The sequence below is a fragment of the Allobosea sp. 01N443 genome, from assembly GCF_056399325.1.
On record NZ_JBFTRC010000002.1, the window covers coordinates 148,032 to 165,080 of the forward strand.

Below are 17,049 nucleotides of genomic sequence, written 5' to 3' on the forward strand. Positions count from 1 at the left end.
CGGATCGTTGCAAGCGACAGGCGCGGCGATCGCGGCTCCCGGAGACAACATCTAACGGGAGCAGGATGATGAGGTTTTTGTCGGTCAAAGCGGCGCGCACGGCCGTTCAGGGATTCGCCGTGGCGGCGCTCCTTGTCACCCCTGTGCTGGCCCAGGACGCCGATCATCCAGCCAATGAGAAGCTGAAAGTGGCTTGCGACCTCGGCTTTGCTCCATTCTGCTTCAAGACGGCGGCCGGCGAGACCACCGGCTTCACCTATGACATGTCGCTGGCGCTGGCGCAGAAGCTGGGCCGCCCGGGCGTCGACGTTACCGACTCGAACTTCTCGGCGATCTTCGCCGGCCTCTTCTCCAAGCGCTATGAGATGATCCCGGCGCCGACCAACATCACGCCGGAGCGCGCCCAGCAGATGCTGTTCAGCGAGCCCTATATGCCGACCGGCCTCGGCTTCCTCGTCAAGAAAGGCGGCAAGATCGCCAATCTCGAGGAGCTGAAGGGCAAGGCGCTGACCGTGAACAATGGTAGCATTTCCGACAAGTGGCTGACCGACAACGAAGCCAAGTACGGCTATACGATCCAGCGCTACAACAAGAATGCCGACGCGGTGCAGGCCGTGATGATCGGCCGTGCCTTCGCCAACGTCGCCGATGCACCGGTCTCGCGCTATGTTTCGACGCAGACGCCCGCTGCCGAGGTTGCGTTCGTGCTCGACAGCGGTCGCAATTTCGGCATCGCCTTCCGCAAGGAGGACGCAGCGTTTCGCGCCAAGGTCGAGGAAGCCCTCGAATGCATCAAGACGGACGGAACGCTCGCCAAGATCCATGAGAAATGGTTCGGCGTGAAGCCGGACGCCTCGTCCTCCTCGGCGAAGATCTATCCGGGCATCGGTGCCCCGGACTTCGAGGGCTATGACGCGACCGAGCACAAGGCCGTCTGTAAGTGAGGTCGGCGACCGCAATCACGCCTGCATCCGCAGACCCGATCGTCGCCATAGACGGTCTGCGGAAGAGCTTCGGCAATGTCGAGGTCCTGCGCGGCGTCGATCTCAGGGTCGCCAAGGGCGAGGCCGTCGTGATCGTCGGCTCGTCCGGCTCGGGCAAGAGCACCTGCCTGCGCTGCATCAAACGGCTGGAAGAGCCGACGGCGGGGACCATCCGCGTCGGCGGCGAGGAAGTGACCGGCGCCAAGGTCGACCTCAACCTGCTGCGCCGGCGCATCGGCATGGTGTTCCAGGGCATCAACCTCTATCCGCACAAGACCGCTCTGGGAAACGTGACCCTGGCGCTGCGCAAGGTGGCAGGCCTCGGAAAGGCCGAGGCCGAGCAGAAGGCGCGCCAGCATCTCGAACTGGTCGGGCTCGCGCACAAGGCCGACTCCTATCCGGCGCAACTATCGGGCGGTCAGCAGCAGCGCGTCGGCATTGCCCGCGCCATGGCGCTGGAGCCTCAGGTGATGCTTTTCGACGAGCCGACCTCGGCGCTGGACCCTGAGCTCGTGGGCGAGGTCCTGAACGTCATGGTCCGCACCAAGGAGATGGGCATGACCATGATCGTCGTGACGCATGAGATGCATTTCGCGCGCGACGTCGCCGACCGCGTCGTGTTCATGGATCATGGTGCGGTGCTGGCGGAAGGCACCCCGGAAGACATTCTGGTCTCGCCGCAACACCAGCGCATCCGCGACTTCGTCACGCGCTCCAGAGCCTGACAGCACGTCATGGACCAGATCGTCCGCTATTTCTTCGACTTCTCGCTGATGTCCGCCTATTGGCCGGATATCCTGCGCGGCTTCCTCATCACCATCGAAATGTCGATCCTGACGGTGCTGATCGGCGTGCCGCTCGGCCTCGCCATCGCGATCCTGCGGCTTTACGGCTTCAGGCCGCTGAACGCGCTGATCATCCTCTATATCGATTTCTTTCGCTCGATCCCGCAGCTCGTGCTGATCATGCTGGCCTATTTCGCGCTGCCCTCCTTCGGGTTGATGCTGGGGCCGTTCACCGCCACCGTCCTGGCGCTGGCGATCGTGCTCTCGGCCTTCTCCGAAGAGATCTTCTGGGCCGGCATCAATGCGGTCGCCAAGGGCCAATGGGAAGCCGGGCGCTCGACGGGCCTCGGCTTCAACCAGACGCTGGTCCATATCATCCTGCCGCAGGTCGTGCGTATCTCGATCCCGCCCCTGACCAACCGCGCGATCGGTATCAGCAAGGGCACGACGCTCGGCTCGGTCGTCGCGGTCCCCGAACTGCTCAATGTGACATCGAGCATTCAGTCGAACGTCGCCAATCCGACTGCCCTCACCGTTGGCGCGCTGCTGTTCCTCGCCCTGTTCCTGCCATTCGTGCGCTTCACGCGCTGGCTCGAACGCGCTTACGCTCATCCGAGGTCGTGATGGACGAACTCGTCACGACATTTCTCAATATCGACGTCCTCCGGGAAGTCTGGCCACTGCTCCTGCAGGGCTTCTGGATGACGCTGGCGCTCGCGGCGGTCGCCGTGCCGCTATCCGTCGCCTGCGGTGTCGCCATCGCGATGGCGCAGGATTCGCCCAGCAGGCTGCTGCGGATGCTGCTGGTCGCCTATGTCGACGTCATGCGGGCAATCCCGCCGCTGGTGCTGCTGATCTTCATTTTCTTCGGCCTGCCCTTCCTCGGGCTGAAGCTCAACGAGTTCACCGCGGCCGTGCTCGCACTGACCCTCAACGGGTCAAGCTACTTTGCCGAGATCTTCCGTGCCGGCATCGAGTCCGTGCCGAAGGGTCAGCGCGAAGCGGCGCGCTCCACCGGGCTGACCTGGCGCCAGAGCATGACCTATGTCGTGGTGCCGCAAGGCGCCCGCAATGTGCTGCCCGACCTGATCAGCAACACGGTCGAGCTGGTCAAACAGACCTCGATCGCCTCAGCCGTCGCCCTGCAGGAACTGCTGCGTTCCGCGCAGCTCGCCCAGGGCCTTCTGTACAACCCGACGCCGCTGGTTGCGGTCGCGATCGTTTATTTCCTGATGTTCTGGCCGTTCGTCCGGATGGTGTCGCGCCTGCAGCACAGGGCCGTCGCGCAGGCCGGATGAGCGCCGGCCCGCATCTGGACCAGCGGCGAGGTCATCCGTGTTTGCATCGGCCCTCCCGGACACCGCAACCCATTGTTCGGGCCGATGCATTAGACCGGGAACAGCCGCGTCAGGCGGTTGGGGCTGGTCTCCGCAAGGAGGATATCGCCGTTCGGCGCGAGCCACATGCCATGTGCACCGTTCAGCACCGGACGACAGCGGCCGAGCAGGGTCCCATCGGGGGCCAGCAGGCTGAGCGTGGGAATCGAGTCGCAGACATGGATGCGATCGGCGGCATCGACGACGACATCCTGCGGCCGCAGAAACCCATCCCAGACAGCGAGCAGATCGCCGGTGGCGGTGAAGGCCTGCACGCGGCTGTTCTCGCGATCGGCGACGATCACGCGGCCATCGCTGAGAACGCAGATGCCATGTGGCGTCAGGAGCGCGCCGGGCGCCCTGCCGACGGAGCCCCAGCTCGACAGATGCCGCCCGGCGCGGTCGAAACGATGCACGAGCGCGTGGCCATAGCCATCCGCCACATAGAATCCTCCGTCCGGGGCAAAGGCGATATCGCTGGGATGATTGAACGGCGCGCCCGGCTGATGCGTCCCGCCGATCTGGCGCCGCACGGCGCCATCCCGGTCGCAGAACAGGATGYGGTGAGCATCACGATCGACAATGGCGATCACGCCATCGGGGCCTGCCGCAATCTTGTGCGCATCGACGCAGAGACCTTCGCCCCAGCTCGCGATCCGGCATCCCTCACGGTCGAGAACCACGACGCAGGGGCCGGGAGCGTCGACCGCGACGTCGGAGCGCAGCAGCACATAGGCGCGACCTTCGGCATCGTTCGTGACGTCGGTGATCTTTCCCGACGTTTGGGACAGATCGCCCCAAGGCCGCTCGACGCCAAAGCTCCGCTCGCCCAACCGGACGCGCAATTCCGTCTTCATCATCCCCTCGAGACTGCGGCGCAGCCGCGCCGGCTTGTGAATGGCGAGCCAGCCGCCAGAACCGGAGAACTGCAATGAGCGATTTCGATCTCGTCATTCGTGGCGGAACGACGGTGACCGCGTCCGACATCTCTGTTTGCGATGTCGGCGTCAAGGATGGGTTGATTGCCGCGATCGGCGCCGGTCTGCCTCGAGGCGACACCGATATCGATGCGAAGGGATTGCTGGTCCTTCCGGGCGGGGTCGACACGCATGTGCATCTCGACCAGCCCTTCTCGTCCGGCGCCGACATCGCCGACGATTTTGCGAGCGGGACAGCGTCAGCTGCGGCGGGCGGCACGACGACGATCGTCTGCCACGCGCCTCAGACGCGCGGCGGGTCGCTTGCCGAGGCGGTTGCGGCCTATGGCGCGAAAGCGAAGCAGGCGCGCATCGATCACGGTTTTCACCTGCTGATCAACGACCCGACGCCCGAGGTGCTCGAGCGGGAACTGCCGGCGCTGGTTGCAGCGGGGCATCGCTCCGTGAAGGTCTTCATGACCTATGAGAGCAATCGCCTCGCCGATGCGCAGATCCTGCAGGTGCTCGCGGCGGCGCGACATGCCGGAGCACTCGTCTGCGTGCATGCCGAACATCACGAACTGATCGGCTGGCTGACGCAGGCGCTGCTGGCGGCAGGGCTGAGCGCACCAAAGCATCTTGCCTGGGCGAAACCCATGGTGGTCGAACGCGAAGCGACCCACCGCATTCTGGCGCTGGCGGAGGCGCTCGACACCCCGGTCCAGGTCTTCCACGTCTCGGGCGCACAGTCCGGGGAGGAGGTGGCGCGCGCCCAGGCTCGCGGCCAGAAGGCCTGGGCGGAGACCTGCACGCAGTATCTCGTGCTCAGCGAATCCGACATGGACCGGCTGGGCTTCGAAGGCGCCAAGTTCATGATCTCGCCGGCGCTGCGGCCACCATCCGATCGCGAGGCGCTCTGGCAGCTCATCCGAGACGGCGTCATCGATATCGTCTCGTCCGATCACTCGCCGCTGCGTTTCGACGATCCGCGCGGCAAGAAGCAGCACGGCGAAACGGCCCCCTTCAACAAGATCCCGAACGGCGTTCCCGGCCTCGCAGCGCGCTTGCCGATTCTCTATTCCGAGGGGGTCGCCAAGGGGCGCATCGATCTGCGCACGTTCGTCTCGCTCGTTGCGACCAATCCGGCGCGCCGTTTCGGGCTTGCCCCGCGCAAGGGTTCCATCGCGATCGGCGCCGATGCCGATATCGTCGTCTTCGATCCGACCAAGCGCATGCGCMTGACCAACGCGCTGCAGCACCATGGCAGCGACTACACGCCCTATGAGGGGCTCGAGGTGCTCGGCTACCCCACTGCGACCTACCAGCGCGGCCAGTTGATCTTCGACGGCACCAATGTGCTTGCGCAGCCCGGAGCCGGACAGCTGATTGCGCGATCGGCCTATGCGGAAATCGCTCCCACCGGACGTTTCCCGACGCCGTTCAATCCATTTGGTTAGGCCCGGTTCTGGCAGACGCGCCGTTGTCTGAACGACAGGGGCCTCGCGATCAATTTCCCCCGCTGACGCCCGCAGCGCGGCGGACATCGTCGACCGCCTGCTTCACGGCCGCGCTCCGGTGAACAACCGTCCTTCCGGCCTCGATGAGCAGCTCGACCTGCTCGCGCGGCAGCGAGAGCCGCGTTTCGACGCGGTTCAGGTGGGACGCGACGTTCTGTTCCAGATCAGCGAATTCAAGGTGTTCGACCTTGAAATCCACCTTACGGCAGTCCCAGCCGTCAGCGCTGCCCCGGATCCGGCGCACGGTTTCCAACGGCAACCCGCAACGATAGCGGACCACCCGCTCCTTCCACCTTTCGACGGCAAAGTTCAAAGCGTCGAGACCATGGCGAGACGATGAGGTCATGCCGGTATCGATTGCCGCTTCGACCAGTGGCGCCAGCCAGGGGCCATTCATCGAAGCCCCCCAATCATCCGTCTGCCCGCGGCCAGCATCGGCAACGATGAACAGGAAATGGCGCAGCTTGACGGCCTGCTCCGCCGATAATGGTCCGTGCGGTGTCTTTGACGCGCTTCTTTCGAGGACGAAACCCGTTATGCCCAGATTGTCCGTCAGCCCGCCATCCATCAGCCGCACAAACTTGATGCCGTCTTCGGCATGATAGGAGTGCAATGCGTTGGCGTAGGCCGTCAGTCGCGTGGATGGGTTGGAGCCGCTCAGCGCCTCCTTCAACCAGGCGGGGCGGCTATAGCCGCAATCCTGTTTGGTGGCAGCCAGCACGACGGGCGCAAAGACGACAGGCACGGCGGCGGAGGCTGCCACCGCATCCGAAATCTTCAGCTTGTCGAGATCACTGCAGAGCGCCGCAAAGGTATCGTAGCTAAATAGAAAAGGCGTCCGATTGTAGATATCCGAAGCGCTGATCCAGACGGACGGTGCGTTCGCCCATTTGAAACGGGTAAAATCTGCCCCATCGAACAGATTATCGTTCAACCAGCGTGCAAAGGTATTTCGGTCATTGACGCCGCCAGCCACTGCCCGGGACAGGCTGAAGGGTGACGCCAGCGATGTTTCCATGCTCGCTTCTGCGTGCTGGAACAAGAAGCGATCATCGAAATCACGGTAATCGTCGCGGCCACGATAGCCGAAATAGGCCGCGGTAATGGCGCCGCCGGAGACCCCGGAAATCATCCGGACATTATCGACCATCGTGCGTCGATAAGGCTTCTCGTCGACGACGATATCGTCAAGCGCACGCAGGACGCCGTAGGAAAAGGCCGAAGCGCGAACGCCGCCTCCCGAGAAGGCGAGGCCAACGACCATCGAGCCGTCATCCCCGCGATCGGGGACGAATTCCGGCGACGGTGGCGGCGTCTTCTCCGCGTGACTATTGACGGGCCCGACATCCGCAGCCGAGCAGCCGCAGAGGATGAGCGTGGCCATCAGCCAGATGGCCTTCACGCCCTTCTCAGCAAGCAGCCTCATTCGCTCTCCGGCACCGTCGCACGATGACTGGTTACGTAACTGACATCCCGGCACATAGCCGATTCGGTCGAACCGCTCGATCAAATTGCAACCAGCAATCAGGTCCTGGCTCGGAATCCCGCCATTGACTGCGCCGGCATCCGACGCAGTTTCGTTCACTCATGAAGGCCGGACCGTCGCCGGTGCGACGGGCCGCCCCGATAGGGGTTGCGGTCTTGGCCCTCACGCACAGCAGCCACCCCAGCGGAGCGGCCGTGTACGAGACCAGATACTGCCAGGCGGCCCGCCCTTTGGCCCGCAGCTGCGCTCAGGCGTGCCCTATGGGCAGGGCCCCGTGAAACGGCGACCGCTCCTGTCCTGGAAGATGCAGTTGTTCGGGGTTGTCGCCCGGCCGACGACCGCACCGGTCACGCCACCAGCGAGGGCASCGATCGCGGCCCCCCGTCCGCCGCCCGCGATCCCACCAATGAGCGCACCGCCGCCAGCGCCAATTGCCGCGCCGCCAAGCGTGCGCTGCGACTGAGACTCAGGGTTGCACCCTGCGAGGAAGAGGCCGAGGCCGATAAAGCCGGCGAACGTGATCGAACGGATCATTATGGGGCTCCTTGTTCAAGAGTGCGCGCGAATGCGAACGCATCAATCTAGGCCAAGCAGCCGAACCTGCCATCGCCCTGCGTCCCAATCTATGTGCATGGCGTTTCTTGCCGCTCTGAACCGAAGGCTGAAAACCGCCGCTTGGCACGCGCCCTACGCGAGCCCGCTGCCCGCACTGGGGTCGCAACCGATTGGCCACGGATCATCGAAGCGGACCAAGCGGTCGGCGGCGCTTCGGGGCGCGGCCGGCCGATAGGCGGATGCATCCGTCGTGAAGTGGGCGTGGCCCCATCCGGCAAGCTGCTTCCTGATGATCGCAACGAGCCGCCGGTCCGCCACGGCTACCAGCCCCGGAATATCAACTTCGACTTAATCGGCCCGCCCAACAGGATTTGAACCTGCGCCCTCTCCAGTTCGGCCTTCGATCAAACGCCTGTTACCGAGCGTCCGGCAATCAGCTATCCACCATCCACGGATTGCGCCCGTAGCTCAGCTGGAAAGAGCGTTGCCCTCCGAAGCTGGATTTGAGTTTGCCGAGCGCTAGATAAATCCCTTAATTTCCAAAAGCTTCGCCTCAAAAATCCGACGCGAGTCGTGATCATGACCGCCGTCGGCACGACCACGGCACGCTCGGCTTATGGCCGCTGCTCAGCTTTGTTCTCCCGCGCGCAGGACGTGCTTCCAATGAGCCACCAGAGACACTGTCTTCGTCATCGACGGGAGCCCTTCTAAAGCGACGATTGCTGCCGATGCCCCCCGCTGTGCAGCGTCATCTCTCTAGTCCGCCTGCCGCCGATAAATGGTCAACGAGCCGCCCCGTTCGTTTATATCACCCCGCCCGAATGCCCGAGGACTTCAGGCGCGGCCGACCGTCCTTGAATGATATCCTGTCCTCGAATCAACGAAGCAGGCGCGAGGAGTCTCTACCTTGAACAGCATTCCCGGCGGACGCTTTGTCGTGCTCGACTTCGAGACGACCGGCCTCAGCCCAGCCTTGGGGGCTCGTGTGATTGAAGTATCAGCCCGCGAAGTGCTGGATGGTCGAGCGGGCCACGAGTTACTCACCTTTGTCGACCCAGGCGTTCGCGTGCCCCAGGAGATCACTCAGATCACCGGAATAACCACTGCGATGCTGATCGGAGCACCGACCTCGGCCATAGCCATGCGTCAGCTGGCGTCCTTCATTGGATCGTCGCCCGTCGTTTGCCACAACGCGGGCTTCGATCGAAAATTCTACGAGCATGAGGCGAGCGAATTCCTTGAGGGGCGGCCCGTTCGCACTCTTTGCACTCTGCTGTTGGCTCGGCGCATGTTTCCGGGCCGGAAGAGTTATCGATTGGGCGGCCTCATCGAAGAGATGGGCATTTCGTTCCCTGGACGGCTCCATCGAGCGAGTGCAGATACGTTCGTGACCGCGCACCTATTCGATCGCATCTGCGCAGACGCACGCTCTCTTTGTCGCGCCGAGCATTTCGATGACGACGTGCTGCACCGGCTGCAGCGTGTCCCGGCTGCGCGAGCGCGTGACTGGCTGGCGGCGTTAGGTAGCCCTGACGCAAAATCGCACCGCAAATTTGGATTAGCCGGTGCTGTCGCGCAGAACATCAGCTCGGTGAACTAACCCAAAATGAGTTGTTGCTTCTGAACCATCGTCGGCTTCGATTCCGCATGGACAGAAAGGACGACATCCCCTGGTACTGTCTGGGCCATTCAATCCGACGCAGGGGCCGGCACTCCTCGTCCGATCCACAGTTGGCGAGTTTTGACCAGGCGCCGGGGTTCATTGCCGCTTAGAGGGCGTGCTGCGAAATCTGCTTCGCCGCGCTCGACCAGCCCACGATCGTGCCCAACCTGACCAGTATTCGGCCGTAGATCGAGGCGCCTCGTCGTTGATCTCCGGCTGGGCGGTGGCGTTCAGCGTGCCGCTCGCTCGAAGATCGGCATGTTCGACGATGCTGCCACGTCCGTCCGCACTGGCAGGTATAGCCTAGGTTGGTCGGGCCGCGATCAGGTCTGCCATGCGCTCGGCCATCATGATCACCGGCAGGTTCAGGTTCGCGCGTGGCGCGGTGGGCATGATCGAGGCATCGACGACGCTGAGGCCGCCCACGCCATGCACCCGCCCCGTGGCGCCGTCCACGACCGCGTCGGGGTCGACCGCAGCGCCCATGCGGCAGGTTCCGCAGCAGTGCCATTGGCCGAAGGCATGTGCCTTGACGTAGGCCTCGAGGATGTCGGGCTCGTTCAGCAGCGATTGCAAGCTGATGCCGCTTGAGACGGCGCGCTGGAAGAACAGCTTTCGCAGCGGCGGCAGAGCATCGATGGCGAGCGCAATCGGCGCGGTGATCAGGTAGTTGCGCACGGTCTGGCGGCCCAGCGACTTGGCAAAGCCGCTATAGCTCGAGGCGCCCGGCATCTCGACGAGATCGGCAAGGGGCCGCGTGGCAAAGAGCCTTGCAATAAGGTGGACAGCCGCGCCCATGCGCTGGAGATCGCGATGGTCGGAGAGATAATTGAAGTCCGCTGTCGGCTCCTTGCGCGGATCCGACGATGCCAGCCGCACCTCGCCGCGCGAATGAGCCTTATTGATCCAGGAGATGATTGTGCCGATCCGCGGTCCCAGCGGATGCCAGGCGGATTTGGCGGCGACCATCAGGAACATGTCGGACGGCCCGCACTCCTCGACGCCGGAACTGTAGCGCATGCCGACATGGATATGGCGGCGCGTCGAGTTGCCGAGCCGCGCCGCTGGCTTGATGTAGCCCGAGAGCGAGATGCCGGGGTGCTCCTGCAGATTGGCGCCCACGCCCTGCAGATTGGCCCGGACCTCGATGCCGAGCGAGCGCAGATGCCCGCCTGGGCCGATGCCGGAGCGCATCAGCAGGGCCGGCGAGTGCATGCTGCCGGAGGACACCACGACCTCGCGGGCCGCCAGCCTTTCCTGGCCCTTGCCCCTTGCGATGTCGACGCCGACGACCTGATTGCCCTCCATCGCCAGAGTGAGCACCTGAGTGTTGGTCATGATCGTGAGATTGGGCCGTCGCCGGGTCGCGGCGTCGAGATAGGCCATGGCGGTCGACACGCGATGCTGCCCGTTGTTTGACAGCGTTATAGCAAAATGCCCGTCGCCGAAGGCACCGTTCTGGTCCTTGATGTCTGGTAAACCCTGCGCTTCCATGGCGGCCTCGGCGGCAATGGAGAAGGCCGGCCAGCGCTCATGCGGGATGCGGTGGATCGGGATCGGCCCGCTCTTGCCGTGCAGCGGTCCCGAATAGTCCAGATCCGTCTCAGCCTTGATGAAATAGGGTAGCACGGCGTCCCAGTCCCAGCCCTCGGCGCCGGCCTGACCCCATTCGTTGTAGTCGTCGGGCGTGCCGCGATTGGCGATCTGGCCGTTGATGCTGGAGCCACCGCCGATCAGCATCGGTTGCTCGTAGCGCTTTGCGGGCGGACGGTTGGCCACATTGTGAAGATGCGGCTGAGTCTGCACCAGCAGGTCCGGCCAGTGGTTCTGCGGGTCGAACGCGGCCTTGCCGGGATAAGTGTCGAGGATCGCCGCACCTTCCTCCCCGGGCTTGAGGTCGCGCCCGGCCTCGATCAGCAGGACCTTTCTCGATAGGTCGGCGGAGAGGCGATTGGCCAGGACGCAGCCGGCCGAACCGCCGCCCACGATGATGATATCCCACATGGTGAGGCTCACGATGCTTGCAGAGGCAGGGAAAGGCGGATCAGGCGGAGAGGCCGAGGGCAGCGAAGGCAGCCGCCCCGGCCTCGGCCACCTGCTGGTCCTGAGCGGTCGAGCCAGAGCTGACGCCGATCGCGCCGACCACCTGTGTCCCGGCTCGCAGCGGCATGCCGCCGGCGAGCGTGGTAAAGCGGCCGCCATGCATGTTCTGGATGCCGAAGCCGGGTTCACCCGGTAGGGTCTTGGGCCCGATCGCCCGGGTCTCGACCAGGGTGCCGGCCGCAGTGAAGGCCTTTGCCAGCGCGATCTCGATCGAGGTGAATTTCGCCCCGTCCATTCGGCGGAAGGCCACCAGGTGGCCAGCGGCATCGACGATCGCGATGTTCTGCGGCACGCCGATCTGCGCCGCTTCCCTGGCTGCGGCAGTGATGACGGCCTCAGCCTCGTCRCAGCCGATATTGGAGATGGTATGCATGTCTCAGCCCTTGACCGAACCCTTGGTCAGGCCGGACACGATGAGGCGGCTGAGCAGGGCGAATGCGATGAGGATGGGGAGAATGGCGAGCGTCGCGGAGGCTGTCAGAGGACCCCATTCGCGCCCGAAATAGCCGATGAAATTGTAGATCGCCGGCTGGATCGGCCGCAGGTCCGGCGTGTCGATCATCACCGAGCCGGCCACGAATTCGTTCCAGCAGGCGACGAAGGTCAGCACCCCGGCCGCGCCCAGTGCGGGCCGCGTCAGGGGCAGCATCACGCGCGTCAGGATCTGGAAATGCGTGGCGCCGTCTATGATCGCGGCCTCATCGAGTTCGCGCGGGATGGCTTCCAGCGAGCCCTTGATGATCCAAATCGCCATCGGCAGCTGGTAGGCGGTGTAGATCACCGGCAGCGTGAACCAGGAATTGGTCAGGCCCAGCCGGGTGAAATACAGATAGTTCGGGATCAGCAGGGCGGCCGCGCCGAGCGACAGCGGAATGCTGGCGACGACGAGCATGAACAGCGCCCGGCGCAGTGGGAAATCGAAGCGGTCGAAGGCATAGGCGGCAGGCAGCGCGAGCAGCAGCACGCTCGCCACCGTGACCACGCAATAGAACACGCTCATACGCATATTGCCGAGAAAGCCGCTGTCGACGACGCGCTGGTAGTTCTCGGCCGTCGGTATGAAATCAAACAGCACCGGAGGCGTCCTGAACAGGTCCGGTTGCGACTTGAGCGAGGTGAGCACGCCCCAGAACAGGGGCAGCAAATTGAGGCCGGCCAGCACCAGGAAGAGGGCGGCGATGACGAAGCCGAGCGGGCCGGGCAGGATCGCGCGGGCTCCGACCGGCTGGGCATTCTGCGCTGGGACGGGCCTGGGATGAGCGGCGGAAGAGGCAGCGCTCATCACGTCTTCCACTTCGCGAGCCTGACATAGGCCAGGACGAGCAGGATATTGCCGGCAAACATCACCAGGGCGAGCGCCGTGGCCGAGCCGAGGTCAAAACTCACGAAGGCGCGGTCGAACACCTCGATCGGCAGGATTCGTGTCGCATCGCCCGGTCCGCCGCCGGTCAGGACGAGCGGTGTCTCGACGGTATTGAGGTTGGACAGGGTCAGCACGATCGTGACCAGCAACAGCGGAGTCTTCAAGAGCGGCAGCACGATCAGCCAGAAGATCTGCCAAGGATTGGCGCCATCGATCTTGGCGGCTTCCTCGTAATCGTCGGGAATGCCCTTGAGCCCCGCGWGCAGGATGATCACGGCATAGCCAACCCGCTTCCACACCGAGACGCCAATCAGCAAGGCCATGGCGCTGCCGGGGCTGTTGAGGAGCTGCACGTCGGGGATGCCCGCCATCCGGATCAGCGATCCCACCAGCCCGATATCGCTGACGAAGACCCAGCGGAACAGCAGCGTCGCCACCACCGTCGAGATGATCCAGGGGAGGATGACGATCATCTGGACGACGAAGCCGAGCCGCTGGCCGAGTCGGTTGGATCGAAGGCGGAGCCGGATTCGACTCCGCCTGGCTCACGTCAGCGATTGTTCTGACGGTTGAAGCGGGTTTCTGCCTCTTCGAGGGCCGCCTTGACGGCGACGCCTTCGACGATGATGCGTTGCGTCGCCTTGTTCAGCGCCTGCCGGTAGCCGCCGACATTGAACTCAATCGGAGTGAGCCAGCCATATTTGCTCGCCCCCTCGGCGGCGACGCGGATATAGCCGTTGCCCGGCTGGTCGACGAAGGGGGCGACCGCCTTCGCCGTTGATGCYATCAGGGGCGACTGCCCGCCGACGGTGACCCAGATCTTCTCGGCTTCCGCGCCCAACAGGTAGTCTACGAACTTGCCGGCCTCCTCCTTCTGCGTGCCCTTTGACCAGACGCCGACGGCCCAACCGGCCATGACAGCCGGCGAATGGGCGGACTTGCCGTTGCCCGGCCAAAGCATCAGGCCGACATTCTCCTTGCCGAGCTTGGCCTGCAACGTCGAGACGCGCACGCTCGGGCCCTGGATCATGGCGACGCGGTCGGAGGAGAACTGTTCGAAGAGGTCGTCGACCGTCCAGGTCGCCGATTGGGGCGGCGAGACATTGTATTTCTTGACCAGGTCGGTCGCGAAGGTCATGGCGGCGACGCCCGCGGGGCTGGCGAAATTGGCTTTTCCGTCCGGCTTGAACAGCGTCTCGCCCTCTCCGAGAAGATAGGGGATCATCATGTGCGGGTCGGCCTGCTGCTCGCTGAAGCCCTGGGCATAGCCATAGCGCGTCACCTGGCCTCCGGCGTTCTTCACCGTCAGCTTCTCGGCGGCGGCGCGGAAGTCATCCCAGGTCTTGATCGAAGCCGGGTCAATGCCGGCAGCCTTCATCAGATCCGCGCGGTAGACGATCGAGATGTAGTTCGGCGAGGCGAACAAGGCATATTGTTTGTCGCCCTTCTTGGTCAGGTCCCAATAGGCGCTGGCATGGTCCTTGACCTGGTCTGCCGGCCATTTTTTGATGAACAGCTCGTTGAGGTCGGCCAGCGATCCGGAGCCGATCGCGTCGCCAAGGAAATCGGTCACCACCCAACTGATGTCGGGCGCGTTGCCGGCGCGATGGGCCGCCAGGAACTTCGGTGTCATCTGATCCCAGACCTGCGTCTCCACGACGATCTTCGTGCCGGGATTGGCGGCCTCGTAATTCTTGATGATCTGCGCCAGGGCCACCTCGCGCGGCGTCGTCCCTGTGGCGCTCAGGAACGTCCACATTCGGATCGTCTTGGTCTGCGCCAAGACCGGAGCCTGTGGAACAAGCGCGCCTGCAGCCACGAAACCGAGCGCCGCCAGGCCATTTAGAACGTGACGTCTCTTCATGTTCATTTCCTCCCCATGAAAAAGCGGCCGATTAGGTTCGGCTCTGTGCGAGTTCTTCGATCAGATTGCGGGCCTTGAGATCAGCCAGCGCGTCCTTGAGCGAGCGGCCCAGATGGGCGCGCACCGCCTTCGCGTAGTCGTTGGGATTGCGGTCGCGCAGCGCTTTGATGATGGCGCGGTGCTCGACGGCTTCCGAGGCATGGCGCGTGCGCCAGGATTCGATGCCGCGCTGGATCCAGGCGTTCAGCACCTGCATCTGGATTCCGCGATAGGTCGAGAGCAGCAGGTCGTTGCCGCTGAACTCGACGATCTTGTGATGGAAGCTCGCGTTCTGCTCATGTCGATTCTTGTGCGAGATCTCCTGCGGATCGACTTCGAGGCGGCGCTGGACCTCCTCGATCGCGTCGACAGCCGTGATGTCGAGGCTGCCTTCGTTCAGGCGTCCGATCATCAGTTCGCCGGCCATCAGCTCGATTGCGAGCCGCACCTGCCAGAGGTCGAGAACCTGCTTCGCGTCGGGGTCGCGGATGTGATAGCCGCGCCGCTGGATGACCTCGATGAAGCCCTCCGCCGCCAGTCGCATCAGGGCCTCGCGCACCGGAGTCAGGCTGACATTGAAATGCTCGGCGAGCTTTTCCGGATAGAGCCGCGTGCCCCGCTCGAAGTAGCCGAAGACGATCATGTCGAGCAGCGTGCGCCGCAAGGTCTCGGCGAGCGTCTCGCCGGGCTTGCCGACGAGTTCGCCCATGTCTCCGGGGCTACGCACTGATATGGATGACATCGCCCCGCTCCGCGTTGGTCTCGAGGCCGTTCACGACGTAACGGGCAAGGCGTGCTAGATCCGGCTCGCCCCCGTGACCCGGGAAATCCTGAGCGACGAGTTGCCCGGCTTCCGTGACGAGTGGGCGCACCGCCATGTTGTCGCGCAGCGGGTTCAGCAGCCGGTTTGCCTCATAGCCATGGACGGCTGGCGCCGCCCGGCAGGTATGCACTGCCGCCGAGACGGCGACGCAGCTGCCGACGCCATGCGGTGCCATCAGGATGCCGGAGCGCGCACAGAGCGCGCCGATCGCCATCAGACCCGACACGCCACCCGCGCGTGAAATATTTGGCTGCAGGAAATCGACCGCATCGGCAGCGACCAGTTTGGCGTGAGCGGCGAGCGTAAAATCGTTCTCGCCCGCTGCTACCGGCACGGGCGAAGCCCTGCGCACCTCGGCGAGGGCCTGGGGATCATCAGGCGGCACCGGCTCCTCGAACCAGCCGATATTGTAGGGAGCGAGCGCCTTGGCGACCGCGATCGCCGTAGGCACGTCATAGGCGCAATTCGCATCGAGATAGAGCGCCTTATCAGACCCCATTTCGCCGCGCACGGCAGCGATATGATCGATATCGATCGCGAGGCCGCGGCCGACCTTGAGCTTGATGGCGGTGTAGCCCTGATCGAGATAGGCCCGCGCGGCGCGCGCCGACTTGTCGGGATGATCCTGGAAGCCGACGGGGCTGACATAGGTCGCGACCGGGCCCGGCGAGCCGCCCAGCAGCGTCGCGAGCGGCAGGCCGGCGGCCCGCGCCTTGAGATCCCACAAGGCGATGTCGACGCCGCTCAGAGCTTCGATGGCGGGTCCGCGCGTGCTGCCCATCGCCGTGAAATAGCGCTCGAGGTCCCCGAGCATCTCGTTGGGATCGCCGATCTCGGCGCCGATCAGCACCGGCGCGATGACACCGTTGATGATCGCAGTCGCCGCGCCGGCATGGGGCAGGCCRAAAGCCTCGCCATAGCCGATGGCGCCGTCATTGCTCTCGACGATGACCAGCGTCGAAACCTGGCCGGTGCGGGGAATCCGCCGAAAGTGAGCGGCCGGAGCGAGCAGTTCTGCGGGCACCTTCTCGATGCCGCCGAACACATCCGCGAACCGTGCTTCGAGCTGGATCGCCTTGAGTCGAGAAATCTTCAACGTCGCGCCTCCGATATTATAAATTATAATTTATTTTTTTTGGCGCGCCGTCAAGATGGAGTGGCCGACAAGATCGTCGCCTGCGACATGAAACTTGGCCAGGGAGCGTGCCCTCTCGTTTAGTGAGCGGCCGAGCGTATCGTCCATACGCTTCGCGCCTGGGCACTCCGGCCGATGAAGCGCATTTCGTTGGCGCGGATGAAAAGGGCTGATTTGGAGAGTGACTGGCACTCACGTCTTTTCGACAATCCGGGGAAGCAAGTCCTAAGCGCTCGCGGCATCACGGCCGCTGGGCTGGCGCCCTGCTCGATGCGCCGGATGACGGAATCATTCCAGCGGCGCCTAAGAGAGCATTGCCGACGCAGGGCAGCGGCAAGAGCTAGGCTCAGGACTCGTTGATCAGAGCCAGAAGATGACGGCCGCGGCGATACAGATTGCCGAGAAGAAAGTGTGGGCGCAGCGGTCGTATCGTGTGGCGA

Annotated in this window: 16 protein-coding genes and 1 pseudogene; 6 read left to right on the forward strand and 11 right to left on the reverse strand. The window is 64.1% G+C overall.

The genetic code is table 11. The annotated features are described in order from the left end of the window. Positions 1-68: 68 nt before the first annotated feature. From AC1DRP_RS01660 to AC1DRP_RS01675, 4 genes are read left to right on the forward strand one after another with little or no spacing between them, the layout of a single operon-like run. Entirely contained in the window at positions 69-944 is an 876-nt protein-coding gene (locus tag AC1DRP_RS01660) for a substrate-binding periplasmic protein (RefSeq protein WP_441504878.1), read from the forward strand. After that, positions 941-1,708, forward strand: a complete 768-nt coding sequence (locus AC1DRP_RS01665) for an amino acid ABC transporter ATP-binding protein (RefSeq protein WP_476767633.1) — start codon at positions 941-943, stop codon at positions 1,706-1,708. The genes AC1DRP_RS01660 and AC1DRP_RS01665 overlap by 4 nt, the downstream gene beginning before the upstream one ends. A gap of 9 nt (positions 1,709-1,717) precedes the next feature. Beyond that, on the forward strand, positions 1,718-2,392 hold the full coding sequence (locus AC1DRP_RS01670; RefSeq protein ID WP_441490688.1) for an amino acid ABC transporter permease: 675 nt from the start codon (positions 1,718-1,720) through the stop codon (positions 2,390-2,392). Continuing rightward, on the forward strand, positions 2,392-3,066 hold the full coding sequence (locus AC1DRP_RS01675; protein ID WP_441490687.1) for an amino acid ABC transporter permease: 675 nt from the start codon (positions 2,392-2,394) through the stop codon (positions 3,064-3,066). Before AC1DRP_RS01670 ends, AC1DRP_RS01675 begins: the two co-directional genes overlap by 1 nt. Before the next feature lie 89 nt (positions 3,067-3,155). Here AC1DRP_RS01675 and AC1DRP_RS01680 read toward each other — a convergent pair whose 3' ends face one another. Beyond that, entirely contained in the window at positions 3,156-4,076 is a 921-nt protein-coding gene (locus AC1DRP_RS01680) for an NHL repeat-containing protein (protein ID WP_476767634.1), read from the reverse strand. On the opposite strand from AC1DRP_RS01680, the gene hydA reads away from it, so the two are divergent. Continuing rightward, positions 4,076-5,518: a dihydropyrimidinase gene (hydA, locus tag AC1DRP_RS01685; protein WP_476767635.1), complete on the forward strand. Its 1,443-nt coding sequence runs from the start codon at positions 4,076-4,078 to the stop codon at positions 5,516-5,518. The genes AC1DRP_RS01680 and hydA overlap by 1 nt on opposite strands. A gap of 49 nt (positions 5,519-5,567) precedes the next feature. Here the strand turns inward: hydA and AC1DRP_RS01690 are convergent, their stop codons facing one another. Further along, complete coding sequence (locus tag AC1DRP_RS01690) at positions 5,568-7,004, reverse strand: patatin-like phospholipase family protein (protein ID WP_441504881.1); 1,437 nt, start codon at positions 7,002-7,004, stop codon at positions 5,568-5,570. A gap of 318 nt (positions 7,005-7,322) precedes the next feature. Continuing rightward, positions 7,323-7,598 carry a YMGG-like glycine zipper-containing protein gene (locus tag AC1DRP_RS01695; RefSeq protein ID WP_476767636.1) on the reverse strand — a complete coding sequence of 92 codons (276 nt, stop codon included), beginning with the start codon at positions 7,596-7,598 and terminating at the stop codon, positions 7,323-7,325. A gap of 928 nt (positions 7,599-8,526) precedes the next feature. Between AC1DRP_RS01695 and AC1DRP_RS01700 the strand changes: the two genes are divergently transcribed. Continuing rightward, a complete protein-coding gene (locus AC1DRP_RS01700; RefSeq protein ID WP_476767637.1) occupies positions 8,527-9,219 on the forward strand; it encodes a 3'-5' exonuclease in 693 nt (230 codons plus the stop codon). 366 nt (positions 9,220-9,585) lie between these two features. Here the strand turns inward: AC1DRP_RS01700 and AC1DRP_RS01705 are convergent, their stop codons facing one another. The 8 genes and pseudogenes from AC1DRP_RS01705 to AC1DRP_RS01740 all read right to left on the reverse strand — a co-directional run. Then, positions 9,586-11,286, reverse strand: coding sequence for a GMC family oxidoreductase (locus AC1DRP_RS01705; RefSeq protein WP_441504884.1), 1,701 nt, complete (start codon positions 11,284-11,286; stop codon positions 9,586-9,588). 40 nt (positions 11,287-11,326) lie between these two features. Beyond that, positions 11,327-11,758 (reverse strand): GlcG/HbpS family heme-binding protein, encoded by a 432-nt coding sequence (locus tag AC1DRP_RS01710; RefSeq protein WP_441490679.1) that lies wholly within the window; start codon positions 11,756-11,758, stop codon positions 11,327-11,329. A 3-nt stretch (positions 11,759-11,761) separates the two neighbouring features. After that, on the reverse strand, positions 11,762-12,667 hold the full coding sequence (locus AC1DRP_RS01715; protein WP_476767638.1) for a carbohydrate ABC transporter permease: 906 nt from the start codon (positions 12,665-12,667) through the stop codon (positions 11,762-11,764). Next, on the reverse strand, positions 12,667-13,278 hold the full coding sequence (locus AC1DRP_RS01720) for a carbohydrate ABC transporter permease (protein ID WP_476767642.1): 612 nt from the start codon (positions 13,276-13,278) through the stop codon (positions 12,667-12,669). The genes AC1DRP_RS01715 and AC1DRP_RS01720 overlap by 1 nt, the downstream gene beginning before the upstream one ends. Before the next feature lie 20 nt (positions 13,279-13,298). Further along, positions 13,299-14,612, reverse strand: a complete 1,314-nt coding sequence (locus tag AC1DRP_RS01725) for an ABC transporter substrate-binding protein (RefSeq protein WP_476767639.1) — start codon at positions 14,610-14,612, stop codon at positions 13,299-13,301. Positions 14,613-14,643: 31 nt separating this feature from the next. Continuing rightward, positions 14,644-15,393, reverse strand: a complete 750-nt coding sequence (locus AC1DRP_RS01730) for a GntR family transcriptional regulator (RefSeq protein ID WP_441504887.1) — start codon at positions 15,391-15,393, stop codon at positions 14,644-14,646. Continuing rightward, positions 15,371-16,570: a mandelate racemase/muconate lactonizing enzyme family protein gene (locus tag AC1DRP_RS01735; RefSeq protein WP_441504888.1), complete on the reverse strand. Its 1,200-nt coding sequence runs from the start codon at positions 16,568-16,570 to the stop codon at positions 15,371-15,373. Before AC1DRP_RS01735 ends, AC1DRP_RS01730 begins: the two co-directional genes overlap by 23 nt. Before the next feature lie 399 nt (positions 16,571-16,969). After that, a pseudogene (locus AC1DRP_RS01740) lies at positions 16,970-17,049 on the reverse strand (transposase); the annotation flags it as partial.